The sequence below is a fragment of the Streptomyces sp. 3330 genome (assembly GCF_031456635.1).
Taxonomy (GTDB): domain Bacteria; phylum Actinomycetota; class Actinomycetes; order Streptomycetales; family Streptomycetaceae; genus Streptomyces.
On sequence record NZ_JAVDVA010000024.1, the window covers coordinates 56,314 to 70,104 of the forward strand.

Genomic DNA, 13,791 nt, shown 5'->3' on the forward strand with positions numbered 1-13,791 from the left:
GGGCATCGCCCGCCGCTGCCCGGGCACGCACCGCGCAGGAACGAAGGAGAGCACGCATGACAGTCGTGGAGAACGCGCGTCTCACGGGAGCCGACGCCCTGGCGGCCGACCGGGTGGGCGCTCTGCTGCCCAGCACCGGGAGACTGGCCGTGGCCTTCTCCGGCGGGGTGGACTCCTCCGTCCTGCTGGCGCTCGCGGTGCGCGCGCTGGGCGCCGACCGGGTCGCCGCCGTGCTGGGCGTTTCCCCCAGCCTCGCCGCCGACGAACGCGCCGGGGCCCACCGGGTCGCTGCGCACATCGGCGCCGAGGTGGTGGAGGTCGTCACCCATGAGGGAGAACTGCCGGCCTACCGGGCCAACGGCCCCGACCGCTGCTTCCACTGCAAGAACGAACTGTTCACCCGGATCTCCGACGAGGTCGCCGCGGCACACGGGCTGACCGCCGTCGCGTACGGCGAAAACGCCGACGATGTCCGGCGTCCCGACCGGCCCGGCAGCCGCGCCGCCGTCCTGCACGGGGTGCTGCGGCCGCTGGCCGACGCCGGCCTCGGCAAGGAGGCGGTCCGGCGGATCGCCCGCGCCCTGGAGCTCCCGTGCGCCGACAAGCCCGCCGCGCCCTGCCTGGCCTCCCGCGTCCCGCACCACGAGGAGGTGTCGCCACGGAAACTGGCCCAGATCGAGCATGCCGAAGCGTCCCTGCGCCGGCTCGGCTTCGGCGACTGCCGGGTGCGGCACCACGGGGACGTCGCCCGGATCGAACTGCCGATCGTGGAGATCGCGCGGGCCGCCGGCCCCTTGCGCGAGGAGCTGCTGACAGCGGTGCGCGACGCGGGGTTCCGGATGGTGGCGGTGGATCTGGCGGGTATCCAGTCCGGTGCGTTCACCCTGCCGCTGGTGGAGGTGTCGCATGGCTGAGGCCTGGACACCGCCGACGGAGCTGGCCGCCTTCGCCCGGCTCGACCACGACCGGGCCGTCCGGCGAGGCTACCCGGAGGCGGTGTACTGCGAAGGGAAGACCGCCCGCCAGGTGGGCGCCATCGCGGCGGCGGTGCGGTCCCGAAACACGAGCACGCTCTTCACCAGGGCCGGTGCGGAGCACGCGGCCGCCGTCCTGGCCGAACTGCCGGATGCCCGGCACGATCCGGAGGCCCGCCTGCTGGTCTGGCCGCCCGAGCCTCCGGCGCCCTCCGGCGGCCGGGTCATGGTGCTGGCAGCGGGAACGTCCGATCTGCCGGTCGCCCGCGAGGCGGAACTCACTGCCCGTCACCTGGGCCGCTCCTGTGAACTGGTGGTCGATGTGGGGGTGGCAGGTCTGCACCGGGTACTGGCCCACCTCGACCGGCTGCGCGAGGCCCGAGTCGTGGTAGTGGCCGCCGGCATGGACGGCGCGCTGCCCAGTGTGGTGGCGGGCCTGATCGCGGCCCCCGTGGTGGCGGTACCCACCTCCGTCGGGTACGGCGCGGCACTGGGTGGCCTCGCGCCGCTGCTGTCGATGCTCAACTCCTGTTCCCCGGGCGTCGCCGTGGTCAACATCGACAACGGCTACGGGGCCGGGCACCTCGCGGCGCAGATCGCGGCACCCGGCGGAGAATAGCCCCCACACCTAACAGCGCCGTACGCCTGAACACCTGACCGCGATTCCGCGGCGGGCCTCACGGATCAGTCCGCCGCAGGTTCGCCGTACGGCTCCCGGCGCCCCAGCCCCGCCGGCACCGGTGCCCCGGGCGTCAGGCCGCGGTCCGCCGCCGCGGCGGCGGTCTCGGCCAGCACCACCCGGGGCGGCAGGCCCAGATCGGCGGCCAGCCGGGCGACGTCCTCGAACTCCGGGGTGGCCTGCACGATTCTCCCGTCGCGGTGGCCGACCTTCACCGGGAGCCGGGAGCCAAGCACGTCGACGCCGCACCAGCCCCGTTCCAGCGCCGTCTTGCGCACCCGGTGCTCGCGCACCCCGAGGGTGCTCGTCTGCCGGAACACCGTGTCGCGCAGCGCGTCGGCCCGTCCGTACGGCGCCAGCACGCACAACGTGTGGGCCGGCCGCCCCTTCTTCATCAGCACCGGCACCAGCCACGCGTCCGAGGCGCCCCCCGCCAGCAGCGCCGACAGCACCCCGGGCCACAGGCGGGGGTCGAGATCGTCCACGTTCGCTTCCAGGACGACGTCCCCTCCGGGCCCGGCGGTGTCGCCGAAATCCGGGGCGGGGGTGCCCAGAAGCACGCGGACCACATTGGGCCGCCCCGGAATGTCGCGGGTGCCCGCACCCACTCCGGTGGCCTCCAGGCGCATCGGCGGCAGGTCCGAGCACTCCTCGGCGAGGGCCGTGACCAGCGCCGCTCCGGTGGGTGTGGCCAGTTCGCCCCGGCCGCCGGCGAAGACCTGCCAGCCGGTGGCGAGCCGGGCGACGGCGGGGACGGGTACCGGGATCTCACCGTGGGCGGCCCGAACCGTGCCGGCCCCGACAGCAAGGGGGCTGGCCACGACCCGGCCCGCGTCGAGCAGGTGGAGAGCGGCGCAGACCCCGACCACGTCGGCGACCGAGTCCCAGGCACCGACCTCATGGAAGTGGACCTTCTCCGGGTCCACCCCGTGGACATGTGCCTCGGCCTCGGCCAGCCGGGCGAAGACGGCCAGGGCGTTTCCGCGCGCCTGCTCCGGCAGAGCCGGCGGCGCATGTTCCAGGAGGGCCCGGATGGTGCGCCAGGTGCGGCGCGGCTGGTCGGTAGCCGTGGCCAAGACCCGCACGCGGGTGGCGCGCAGCCCGGCCCGGGTGACCTGTTCGCAGGTCAGCCGCACGGTGTACGGGAGCACCGCGTCGACTGCTGCGCGCACGCCGTCCAGGGGGGCGCCCGCATCGAGGAGGGCACCGAGCAGCATGTCGCCGGCGACGCCCGCGGACACGTCGAGCCATGCCGTCCGCATCTCAGTGCCCGCCGCCCGCGCCGGGCTGTCGCAGCCGGTACAGGACCTCGCCGGCCTCGGGCACCACCAAGGTGTCCGGGGCCGCGGCGTACGCCGCGATGTCGACTTCGGCGGGGTCGAGGTGACCGAGATTGGCGGCGCGGACGACGTCCTCCGGGATGCCCGTGGCCAGCGTGACGGTCACCCGGCAGCGCTCCCCGTTCTCCGGGTCCCAGCTGCCGGCCCCGCGCAGGTGGGTGGAGTGCGCGAGGACGCCCCAGTGAAGGTCCTTGAAACGGTCCCACTGCCCGGTGAAGTAGTCACGGCAGTGGTATCCCACCTGTTCGATCTCTGGGTGCATCTCGGAGATCCGGGTCACGTGCGGGGCGTAGAGGATCACCTCACCGCCGTCAGCGACCACCGGTTCAAGCTTGTAGAAGCCCTTGGCGGCGGTCCAGATGTCGTCGTACTTGGCCGGCATCAGCGACAGTACCCTCCGCACTGGAGCGTCGAGATAACGCACATGGGTCTCGGCGGAGACGTCGGCCGCCGCCGACCAGGCGTCCTCCGGGGTGCCGTACGCGGCCGCGTGCAGATCTCCCGTACCGGACCGGGCGACGACGCACAGCGCCCGCCGGCGGCTGGGGACGAGCGCGGCGGCCTCGTCGATCAGGGCCCGTACGGGGGTGATGCCGCGGGTGCCGATGATCTCGGCGCTGGTGATGAGCGCGCCGAGCCAGTGGGAGACGTCGATGATCTCGGGGCCGGCCACACCGGGGAAGAAGTATTTGTTGCCGCCGGAGAAGCCCACCACCTCGTGAGGGAACACCGGTCCCACGACGAGCGCGACGTCGTGCTCCACGACCGCCCGGTTCAGCCGCACGTCGACCTTTTGGCTGAGCAGTCCTCCGGAGAGCTCCTCGACCCGGGAGGCGGGGATGGTGCCCACCGACGCGAAAGCGGCCGGCTCCCACCATTCGTGGTTGACGACCGTCATGCCGGGATAGGTCTCCTCCAGCCGCCCCTCCTGGTAGCCGAGGTGGGCAGCCAGCTCGGGCTCGGCCATGGGAGCGTGGGTGCCGAGCGCGATCAGCACGGTCAGCCGGTTCACCCGTCCGTGGAGGGCGGCGTGGATGCCGGAGAGCAGCAGCGGCAGCGGGCAGCTGCGGGTTCCGTCGGGCACCACCAGGCAGACGCTGCGCCCGTCCAGGTCCTCACCGGCGAGTTGTCCGCCCACGAATCGCCGCAGCCGTTCCTCGGACAGGACCTCGTCCGGCCCCCCGATGCGCGCCGCGGGCAGGGAACCGGCCGCGCCGGCGATCGGGGTGGGAAGCGTCGTCATGACCGCCAGCCGACCACGGTCCCGCCCTGACTGGCAAACGCGCGGGGCAACTCACGGCAACCGGTTGCTGTCCGGCTCCCGGACGTCCGACACTCCACCTCATGCCAGGTTCCATCACTCCCCTTCACCTCTCTCCCGACCGGCTGCTGCCTGCCGATCCGGGGGTCCGCGCGCTCGCACGCCGGCTGTACGACAGTGTGCGCGAGCTGCCGGTCCTCTCCCCGCACGGTCATGTCGACGCCCGGATGCTGGCCGACGACACACCGTTCAGCGATCCGGCCAGCCTGCTGATCACCCCGGACCACTACGTGACCCGGCTCCTGCACGCCGACGGTGTGCCGCTGGAGGAGCTGGGGGTCGGCCGAGGGCCCCTGGAAGAGTCCGAGGCGCGTGCGGTGTGGCACAGGCTCTGCGAGCACTGGGCCGTCTTCCGGGGCACCCCGGTACGCCACTGGCTGGAGTCGGAACTGGCCGGGATCTTCGGCGTCACGGAACGGCCGGGTACCGACAGCGCGGACCGGATCTACGACCAGATCGCCGAGCGGCTCGGCGATGACGCCTTCCGGCCCCGTGCCCTCTTCCGGAGCTTCAACATCGAGGTGCTGGCCACCACCGACGACCCGTGCGACGACCTGGCGGCGCACCGGGAACTCCGTGAGGACCCCGGCTGGCGAGGACGGGTCGTGCCGACCTTCCGCCCCGACCGCTACCTGGAGCCGGGCCGGGCGGACTGGGCCGAGAACATGGCGCGGCTGGGCAAGGCCGCTGACGTCGACACCGGTGACTACGGAGGGTACCTGCGGGCGCTGCGGGACCGCCGCCGCCACTTCGTCGAGCACGGCGCCACCTCCGCCGACCACAGCCACGCGGACGTACGAACCGACCCGCTGCCGCCCGCCGAGGCCGCCCGGATCTACCGGGCCGCCCTCGCGGGTGAGGCGGACGAGGCGCAGAGCACCGCCTTCCGTCGGCACATGCTGCTGGAGATGGCCCGGATGTCCTGCGAGGACGGCCTGGCGATGACCCTGCACCCAGGCGTGCTGCGCGACCACCACGCTGCCACGTTCCACCGGTACGGCCCTGACACCGGTCACGACATCCCCGTGCGGGCCGAGTTCACCAGGGCGCTGCGCCCCCTGCTGCAGCGCTTCGGCACCCGTCCCGGTTTCCGGCTCGTCCTGTTCACCCTGGACGAGAGTGTCTTCTCCCGGGAGATCGCCCCGCTGGCCGGCTTCTATCCGTCGGTGTACGCAGGTGCCCCGTGGTGGTTCCTCGACGCGCCGGACGCCATCCGCCGCTTCCGCGGCGCGGTGACCGAGACCGCGGGATTCACCCGTACATCCGGCTTCGTCGACGACACCCGCGCCTTCTGCTCCATCCCGGCCCGCCACGACATGTCCCGCCGTCTGGACTGCGGATACCTCGCCGGACTCGTCGCCGAGCACCGCCTCACGGAGGACGAGGCGTTCGAGACCGCGACCGAGCTGGTGACCGTCAACCCTCGTAAGGCGTTCAAACTGTGAACTGCGCCCCCGGCACCGCCGTACCGGTCCTGTCCCGGTCCCACCACCGCGACGCCCGGCAGGCCGCCCCTGTCCGCATCCTCCACCTCGGGCTCGGCGGGTTCTTCCGCGCCCACCAGGCCTGGTACACGGACCGCGCTCCGGACGCCGCGGAGTGGGGCATCGCCGCCTTCTCCGGCCGTCGCCCCGACCTCGCCCACGCGCTGGCCTCCCAGGACGGCCTCTACACCCTCGTCACCCGGGGCTCCGACCGGGACCGTCACGAAGTGGTGGGTTCGCTCTCGGCCGCGCATCCGGGCGGCGACCACGCCGCTTGGCTCGCCTACTGGGAGCGGCCCCGGCTCGCCGTGGTCACCCTGACCGTCACCGAGGCCGGCTACACCCGCGGCGGCGACGCCCCCGTCCTCGACACGGGTCGCGCCGACGTCGTCGCCGACATCGCCGCGCTGCGCGCGGACGCGCGGGCCCACGTCGGCACCGCCGCCGCCCGGTTGCTCGGCGGCCTGGCGGCGCGCCAGGCCGCCGGCCACGGACCGGTCGCCCTCGTGTCCTGCGACAACCTGCCCGGCAACGGCCGCGTGCTGCGCCACGTGATGCGGGAACTGGCCGAGGCGACCGGGCGGCCCGACCTCGTCGCCGCCGCCCGGCACGCGTCGTACGTGACCACGATGGTGGACCGCATCACGCCCGCCACCACCGACGAGGACATCGCCGCGCTGCGCACCGTCACCGGCGGCGCGGACGCCGCGCCGGTGCTGACCGAACCGTTCTCCGAGTGGGTGCTGGAGGGGGAGTTCCCCGCAGGACGTCCCGCCTGGGAGAAGGCAGGCGCACGGATGGTCTCCGACGTGTCCCACCACGAGGAGCGCAAGTTGTGGCTGCTCAACGGCGGACACTCGCTCCTCGCCTACACCGGCTCCGCGCTGGGACACGACACAGTGGCGGCGGCGGTCGCCGACCCGCGGTGCCGCGACCGTCTGACCCGGTGGTGGGCCGAGGCCTCCCGTCATCTGCGGCTCCCCCCGGCCGACCTCGCGGCCTACCAGGAAGCCCTGCTGACGCGCTTCGCCAACGCCCGGATACGGCATACCCTCGCCCAGATCGCCACCGACGGTTCGCAGAAGCTCCCGGTCCGCGTGCTGCCCGTATTGCGCGCGGAACGCGCCGAGGGCCGGCTGCCGCCGGCCGCCGTACAAGTGATCGCGGCGTGGCTGCTCCACCTCCGGGGCGTCGGTGCACCGGTCAAGGACATCTCGGCGAACACCGTCACCGCCGCGGCCCGCGGTCCGCTCCCCGAAGCCGCGCGCCGAGTCCTCGGCCACCTCGACCCCGCCCTGGCGCACGACGAGGAGCTCTGCGCTGGCGTGACCGCGTGCGCCGAGGAAGGGTTCGCGTGGTGAACGAGTAAGAGCCGCGTCGCAAGCACCCCTGTCCGCAGTTCCGCGGGCCGGCCACGCACCCTCACCAGGAGCTACCCATGTACCGCATCGAATTCCGGGAACGCGTGGACGGCTCGGGACACCGCGTGACGGAACTGCTGCACGCCGGACGCGTGCTGGGCCACCCGTACACCGAGTCCCCGGCGACGGTCCCGGGTTATCGCTACCTCCCCGTGTTCTTCCTGGCCAACGCCGTCTGTCTGCGCTGGTCGCCCACGCTGCAACGCCTCAGCCCCGGAGCGTTGCTCCCCGACGACCCCGTCGGCGCCGACGGCGAGTCCGCCGAACTGGCGGCCGCCGCACTCGCCCACGTCTTCGCCGTCGACCGGCTGAACACCGACGTGGAGAACCTCCTGGACCCGGATCTCGTCACGGCTGCCACGCGGCTGACCGCCCCCGCCGCTCCCCACCTCGGCACCGCGGACTGGGAATACGCCCTGGGGACGGGGCTACGGGCATGGCGACAGCTCTACGGGGGTTCCGGCGGGGTGGTAGTGGCATCCGTGGAGCGACGCCACCTGTATGTGGGCGAGTGACCGGTGACCTGGCCCCATCGCCGGTGCTCTGCCGAGGCGGGACACCGGCGCCCGTCCGCCCGGTGGTAGAACGCTCGGTCGCGCTGCCGATCAGCGGCTCCCTCCCCCGGGAACACCACCGTCGCTCATTCGATCCGGTCGGCCGGGCCGACCGTGGAGACGGCCGCTGAAGTCCGCTCAGGTGTGCGGACGGTCGGCGCCACAAGGCGCGCGCCATCCCAGAAAGCAGCGCGGGCGGGGTGGCTGTCTCTGCACCGCCCGCCGTCAACGAGATCGAGATGCACCCCAGGTTCCCGCAGGACAATCTGCGCGCCCTGCAGCCGAGCGCTGCATCGCCACCGTCTGCTACAGCCCGCCGGGCCGCGGCAAGGGCCTGATGAACGACCGTGGTGTCACCGATGCCGCCCGGACCCACGGTGTCACCCCGGCCCAGGTGATCCCTCGCCGGCACGTCCAGCTCGGCGCCGTACCGGTGCCGCGGCGCCGGCGCCCCCAGCGCCGGCGCGACAACCTGGACGTGTTCAGATGCACCCTCACCGAGGAGAAGATGGCCATCGTCGGCGACAGACGCCATCGCCGTGTCGGGCATGAGCCGGACGATCACGACGAGTTCTGACCGGTGATGGTGCGCGGAAGGTGAGTCTGCCGGGTCTCCCACGGCCCAGCGCGACGCCGGCGGTCCACTGGATGCGGCCTCGGCGAAGCTCATTCCGGGACCGGCCGGCGTGCCGCGGTCCAGAGGGACAGAACAGATAGGCACCGCCTATACAGGGCATCGATTTTTGGTCGTGGACCCCCTCATCTGTGCCCGGTTCACTGTGGCGAAAGCTGGCGCGGTACCGATCGGGCTCGGTACCGCGCGATCAGGGAGGCTGCAATGACGCATACCCCGGGCAACGAGCGAGCCGGGCAGGCCGCGCGTATCGCGGCCAAGCCGTGGTACCGGCAGTTGTACGTCCAGGTGCTGGTGGCAATAGTGATCGGCATCGTGCTGGGCTGGGGGTGGCCGGATCTGGCCACCGCCATGGAGCCGATCGGTTCGACGTTCATCACCGCGATGAAGATGCTGATCGGCCCGATTGTCTTCCTGACGATCATCGGCGGCATCGTCGGTGTCGCGGACCTGAAGAAGGTCGGCCGCACCGGCATCAAGGCGCTGACCTACTTCCAGGTCGGCACGATCGTGGCGCTGCTGACAGGCCTCGTCGCGATCAATATCTTCCGCCTCGGCGACGGCGTGCACGCCGATCCGTCCACACTGCAGACGTCGGGCGACGCGAGCCAGTACGCCGAGACGGGTGAGCACCAGCACTGGTGGGAGTTCCTCACCAACATCGTGCCGGACAGTTTCTTCGGCCCGTTCGTCGAGGGGAACATCCTCCAGGTCATCTTCCTGGCCGTCGTCTTCGGCATCGCGATCAAGCTGGTCGGGAAGACCGGCGAGCCGATCACGGCGGCCGTGGGAAGGCTGACCGAGGTCGTGTTCAAGGTCCTGTCCTTCGTCATGAAGGCCGCGCCGCTCGGTGCCTTCGGCGCGATGTCGTACGCCATCGGGAAGTTCGGTCTTTCCACGCTGACCAGCCTCGGCTCGCTGGTCGTGCTGTTCTACATCACCTCGGCCCTGTTCGTCGTGGTGGTGCTCGGCGGTGTGCTCGCCCTGTACGTGCGGCTGAACATCTTCCAGCTCTTCCGCTACTTCAAGGAGGAGTTCTGGCTGATCCTCGGCACCTCGACCGCCGAGCCGGCGCTGCCCGGCCTGATGCGCAAGCTTCAGTTCATGGGCGCGGAGCGGTCCACGGTCGGTCTGGTGGTGCCGACCGGCTACAGCTTCAACCTCGACGGCGCCGCGATCTACCTCTCGCTGGCCACCCTCTACATCGCCCAGGCCACCGACACCTCCCTGTCGATCGGGCAGCAACTCGGGCTCCTGGCCGTCATGTTGCTGACGTCGAAGGGAGCGGCGGGCGTCGCGGGCGGCGGGTTCATCGCCCTCACGGCGACCCTCTCGACGGTCGGGTCTGTGCCGGCAGCGGGCATCATGCTCATCTTCGGCATCGACAAGTTCATGTCGGAGTGCCGGGCCCTGGTCAACTTCTTCGGCAACGCCGTCGCCACCCTGTTCGTCGCCCGGTGGGAGAACGGCCTGGACCTGGAGCGGGCCCGGCTGGTGCTGGCCGGCAGGGCAGGCGAGCCACCCCTGACGAGTCAGGCCGAGTTCGAGCCAGAGGCCGAGCCCCGCGTCGAACTCGACAAGCATCGCTCTGCAGTGGCGCAGCCCACGCCCCAGGCGGCCGAGGCGGCCTCCTGATGCCCTCTGTCCTGATCGCCCCGGACAAGTTCAAGGGGTCCCTCACCGCCGACGACGTGGCCCGCGCGCTGGAGCGCGGGCTGCGGGAAGCCGCGCCACACACCCGCGTGACCCGGCTCGCCCTGGCCGACGGGGGCGAGGGCAGCGTGGCCGCCGCCTGCGCGGGTCGCTTCCGCGCCGAGACGGTCACCGTGACCGGGCCGACGGGGGCACCCCTCACGGCTCCCGTCGCGGTCGATGGCCGTACCTTCCTGGTCGAGGCCGCCGCTGTCTGTGGCCTCGGCGTCCTGCGGGAGGGGCGCAAGGCGCCGCTCACGGCCACCAGCCGGGGCATCGGCCAGGCCCTCCGGTATGCGCTCGCGGGCGAGGCCGACACCATCGTCCTCGCCCTCGGCGGGGTCGCGACCACCGACGGCGGCGCCGGCCTGCTGCAGTCCCTCGGCGCGGTGATGACCCGCGAGGACGGCTCCCCGATCGGCCCCGGCGGCCAAGGCCTCGCCGACCTCCACACCGTGGACCTGTCGGAGGCCCACACCGCCCTCGCCGGCGTCGACCTCGTCCTCGCCACCGACGTGGACAATCCGCTGCTCGGAGCGGCAGGCACGGCCGCCGTCTACGGCCCCCAGAAGGGCGCCACCGAAAAGGACGTACGCGAGCTGGACGCGTCCCTCGCCCACTTCGTACGACGGCTGGAGGCAGCCGGAGTGCCGGACGCGGCGCGCCTCGCCCGCACCGCCGGGGCCGGGGCGGCCGGCGGGCTCGGATACGCCGGACTCCTGCTGGGCGGCCGGGTCTGTTCCGGCGCCGGCTACTTCCTCAGCCTGCTGGGCGCCGACGAGTTGATCGCGGGTGCCGACCTGGTCGTCACCGGGGAAGGCAGCCTCGACGAGCAGTCCCTGTCGGGCAAGCTGCCGGTCGCCCTCGCGAGGGTGGCCCGGCGCCAGGGTGTCGCGGTGCACGCCGTCGCCGGCCGCTGCATCCTGCCCCCCGAACGGACCGCCGCCTACTTCCGCTCCGTACAGGCGCTGACGGATCTGACCGACGAGGACTGCGCGCACGACAGCGCCTTGTCCGCCCGGCTGCTCGCGCAGTGCGGACGGACGCTCGCCGAGCGCTGGATCGAAGACGGGGGTCCGGTGGATACATTGGCGCTGCACTAGGACGGATCAGCAGGCGGAGGCACCGTGGACGCCCGACAGCTGGAGTACTTCCTGGCCATCGTGGAGCACGGCGGCTTCAGCAAGGCCGCCGCCGCGCTCCACGTGGCCCAGCCGTCGCTGTCGCAGGCCATGGCGAACCTGGAGGCCGACCTCGGAGTGGCCCTCTTCCACCGAGTCGGACGCGGGGTCGTCCTCAGCGAGGCGGGCACCGAACTGCTGGAGCCCAGCCGCCGCGTCCTGCGCGATCTGGCCGCCGTACGCGACACCGCCGCCGCGCTCGCCGGACTGCACGGCGGCACCGTCGAGCTCGCCACCATGCCCTCGCCCGGCATCGAGCCGCTGACCACCCTCATCCACCGGTTCGCCGAGCTGCACCCCTCGGTGACGGTCAGCACGCAGGCCGCGTTCACTCCAGACGAGGTCGTGGCCCTGGTCCGCAGCGGTGCCTGCGAACTGGGGCTGTTGGGCTCGTCGAGCCCGGTCAATCCTTCAGGGCTGGAGGTCCTGCACGTCGAGGACCAGCCCTTCGTGGTGGTCGCCGCGCCGGGCGGGGCGATCGAGGACGGCGTCGAGATCCGGCCCGAGGAGCTGGCCGGCCAGAAGCTCATCGCCTCGCGCACCGGCAGCCTGATGCGGAGCATCGTGGACGACGTCACCGCGGGCGGCGCCGGCACGGAGATCGTGGCCGTCGTCGACCACCGCACCTCGATCCTGCCGCTGGTCCTGACCGGGGTCGGCCTCGCCGTCCTGCCCTCCTCCTGGACCCGGCTGGCCCGCCGCTGCGGGGCGGTGGTCGCCCCCATCGAGCCGACCGCCCACCTCCATGTGGCGATGGTCAGTCTGCCCGCGCATCTCACACCTGCGGCCCGTGCCTTCCTGACACTCACCAGGTCGCTGGCGGAGCGGCGGGCACGCCTCGCCTGACGCGGGACCGATCGGCCACGCCTATACGTCGTATCGAAAGCAGGTCTTGGACGGGCGGCGACGGCGGTGTGTTGACTCGAGAACGACCGCACGACCGCGAGCCGGAGGGCAAGAAATGACCACCTCACCCCGTACGTTCCGTATCGCCGCCATCCCCGCGGACGGCGTGGGCAAGGAGGTCGTCGCCGCAGGACGTGCCGTCCTCGACGCCCTGGCCGAGGACTCCGGCGGTGCCTTCGCCTTCCAGTGGGAGGAGTTCGACTGGGGCTGCGAGTACTACGAGCGGACCGGCAAGATGATGGACGACGGCGGCCTCGACCGGCTCAAGGACTTCGACGCGATCTACTTCGGCGCCGTCGGCTGGCCCAGCGTCCCCGACCACATCAGCCTCTGGGGCCTGCGCCTGCGGATCTGCCAGAACTTCGACCAGTGGGCCAACGTCCGCCCGGTGCATTTCCTGCCCGGCGTGCAGAGTCCGTTGCGTAAGGCCGACGACACCGAGCTGAACTGGGTCGTCGTGCGGGAGAACAGCGAGGGCGAGTACGCCGGGCTCGGCGGCCGCAACCTCGGCGGTCGCGGGCCGGGCGGTGAAGTCGCCGTCCAGTCGGCCCTGTTCACCGAGGTGGGCTGCGAGCGGATCATGCGCTTCGCCTTCGACCTGGCCCGCACCCGGGCCCACAAGAAGGTCTCCTCGGTCACCAAGAGCAACGCCCAGCAGTACGGCATGGTCCTGTGGGACGACGTCTTCAAGCGGGTCGCGCTCGACTACCCGGACGTGGAGACCGAGAGCGTCCTGGTCGACGCGATGTCGGCGAAGTTCGTGCTGAAGCCCGAGGACCTCTCCGTCGTCGTCGCCTCCAACCTCAATGCAGACATCCTCTCCGACCTCGGCAGCGCCCTCGCGGGCAGCCTGGGGCTGGCCGCCAGCGCCAACCTCAACCCCGAGCGCCGCTTCCCCAGCATGTTCGAGCCGGTCCACGGCTCCGCCCCGGACATCGCAGGCCAGGGCCTGGCCAACCCCATCGGCGCGGTGGGCAGCGCGGCCCTGATGCTGGAGCACTTCGGGCTGCCGGACCATGCGGCCCGCCTGAACAAGGCGATCGAGGCCACGACCGCCGCGGGCGTTCTCACCCGTGACGTCGGCGGCCACGCCTCGACCGAGGACGTCGTCAAGGCGCTGATCGACGCGCTGAACGCCTGACGGAGAGCGAGGAGGGGATTCCCTGCCACCACGGACCGGAACCCCCGGGGTGGCAGGCGGCACCGGCAGCTTTGGAGGGCGTCTGTCCAGGGCAGGCCCTGGATGCGACTCTCGTCCCTGCCATACTCCGAGAGCCTTCATCCCGTAGGCGGCGAATGACCTTCTCAGGGGCGAACGCTCGGTCACCCGTCTCGTTCGCTTCCGTACCTGGAAGTCTGTTCGCGCCGGACGTGGTCGGAACCGCGGAGCAGATCCTGGAACGGCTGGCCGCGGACCCCGTGGTGTCGGCCGTGTCGGAACTGCGCCTGGAACTGCCGTACGAGTTCCACCGGGGCGACTACGAGCAGATCCCGCACGACGTCCGGCACCTGATCGCGCCGGAGCTGGGCCGGCGTCCCTCCGGTGCGGTCACCCCGGCCGCACGGCCGGTCGCCGCCCGGGGCGGCAGCGGCCGGTGAGCGGGG

At 72.2% G+C, this 13,791-nt stretch carries 13 protein-coding genes; 11 read left to right on the forward strand and 2 right to left on the reverse strand.

The features are described from left to right. Positions 1–56: 56 nt before the first annotated feature. Together larE and larB are read left to right on the forward strand one after the other, a co-directional pair. Entirely contained in the window at positions 57–914 is an 858-nt protein-coding gene (gene larE, locus J2X68_RS31760; protein WP_310436051.1) for an ATP-dependent sacrificial sulfur transferase LarE, read from the forward strand. Beyond that, positions 907–1,593 carry a nickel pincer cofactor biosynthesis protein LarB gene (larB, locus tag J2X68_RS31765; RefSeq protein WP_310436052.1) on the forward strand — a complete coding sequence of 229 codons (687 nt, stop codon included), beginning with the start codon at positions 907–909 and terminating at the stop codon, positions 1,591–1,593. Before larE ends, larB begins: the two co-directional genes overlap by 8 nt. A 65-nt stretch (positions 1,594–1,658) precedes the next feature. On the opposite strand, the gene larC is transcribed toward larB, so the two are convergent. Next, a complete protein-coding gene (larC, locus tag J2X68_RS31770) occupies positions 1,659–2,915 on the reverse strand; it encodes a nickel pincer cofactor biosynthesis protein LarC (RefSeq protein WP_310436053.1) in 1,257 nt (418 codons plus the stop codon). A gap of 1 nt (position 2,916) precedes the next feature. Then, complete coding sequence (locus J2X68_RS31775) at positions 2,917–4,236, reverse strand: lactate racemase domain-containing protein (RefSeq protein ID WP_310436054.1); 1,320 nt, start codon at positions 4,234–4,236, stop codon at positions 2,917–2,919. Positions 4,237–4,337: 101 nt separating this feature from the next. Here J2X68_RS31775 and uxaC point away from each other — a divergent pair, with 101 nt between their 5' ends. The 9 genes from uxaC (at position 4,338) to J2X68_RS31820 (ending at position 13,785) form a co-directional block, all read left to right on the forward strand. Further along, positions 4,338–5,759: a glucuronate isomerase gene (gene uxaC / locus J2X68_RS31780; protein ID WP_310436055.1), complete on the forward strand. Its 1,422-nt coding sequence runs from the start codon at positions 4,338–4,340 to the stop codon at positions 5,757–5,759. Next, positions 5,756–7,159 carry a mannitol dehydrogenase family protein gene (locus tag J2X68_RS31785; protein WP_310436056.1) on the forward strand — a complete coding sequence of 468 codons (1,404 nt, stop codon included), beginning with the start codon at positions 5,756–5,758 and terminating at the stop codon, positions 7,157–7,159. Before uxaC ends, J2X68_RS31785 begins: the two co-directional genes overlap by 4 nt. 77 nt (positions 7,160–7,236) lie before the next feature. Further along, positions 7,237–7,734 (forward strand): hypothetical protein, encoded by a 498-nt coding sequence (locus tag J2X68_RS31790; protein WP_399041322.1) that lies wholly within the window; start codon positions 7,237–7,239, stop codon positions 7,732–7,734. 376 nt (positions 7,735–8,110) lie between these two features. After that, the gene (locus J2X68_RS31795) at positions 8,111–8,350 is read left to right on the forward strand and encodes a hypothetical protein (RefSeq protein WP_310436057.1); all 240 of its coding nucleotides are present in this window, start codon (positions 8,111–8,113) and stop codon (positions 8,348–8,350) included. 261 nt (positions 8,351–8,611) lie between these two features. Further along, positions 8,612–10,042: a C4-dicarboxylate transporter DctA gene (dctA, locus tag J2X68_RS31800; protein WP_310436058.1), complete on the forward strand. Its 1,431-nt coding sequence runs from the start codon at positions 8,612–8,614 to the stop codon at positions 10,040–10,042. Next, entirely contained in the window at positions 10,042–11,202 is a 1,161-nt protein-coding gene (locus J2X68_RS31805) for a glycerate kinase (RefSeq protein ID WP_310436059.1), read from the forward strand. The genes dctA and J2X68_RS31805 overlap by 1 nt, the downstream gene beginning before the upstream one ends. A 24-nt stretch (positions 11,203–11,226) precedes the next feature. Next, complete coding sequence (locus tag J2X68_RS31810; protein WP_310436060.1) at positions 11,227–12,126, forward strand: LysR family transcriptional regulator; 900 nt, start codon at positions 11,227–11,229, stop codon at positions 12,124–12,126. A gap of 115 nt (positions 12,127–12,241) precedes the next feature. Continuing rightward, positions 12,242–13,327 carry a tartrate dehydrogenase gene (locus J2X68_RS31815; RefSeq protein WP_310436061.1) on the forward strand — a complete coding sequence of 362 codons (1,086 nt, stop codon included), beginning with the start codon at positions 12,242–12,244 and terminating at the stop codon, positions 13,325–13,327. Positions 13,328–13,557: 230 nt separating this feature from the next. Beyond that, on the forward strand, positions 13,558–13,785 hold the full coding sequence (locus tag J2X68_RS31820; protein WP_310436062.1) for a hypothetical protein: 228 nt from the start codon (positions 13,558–13,560) through the stop codon (positions 13,783–13,785). The last annotated feature ends 6 nt before the right edge of the window (positions 13,786–13,791 follow it).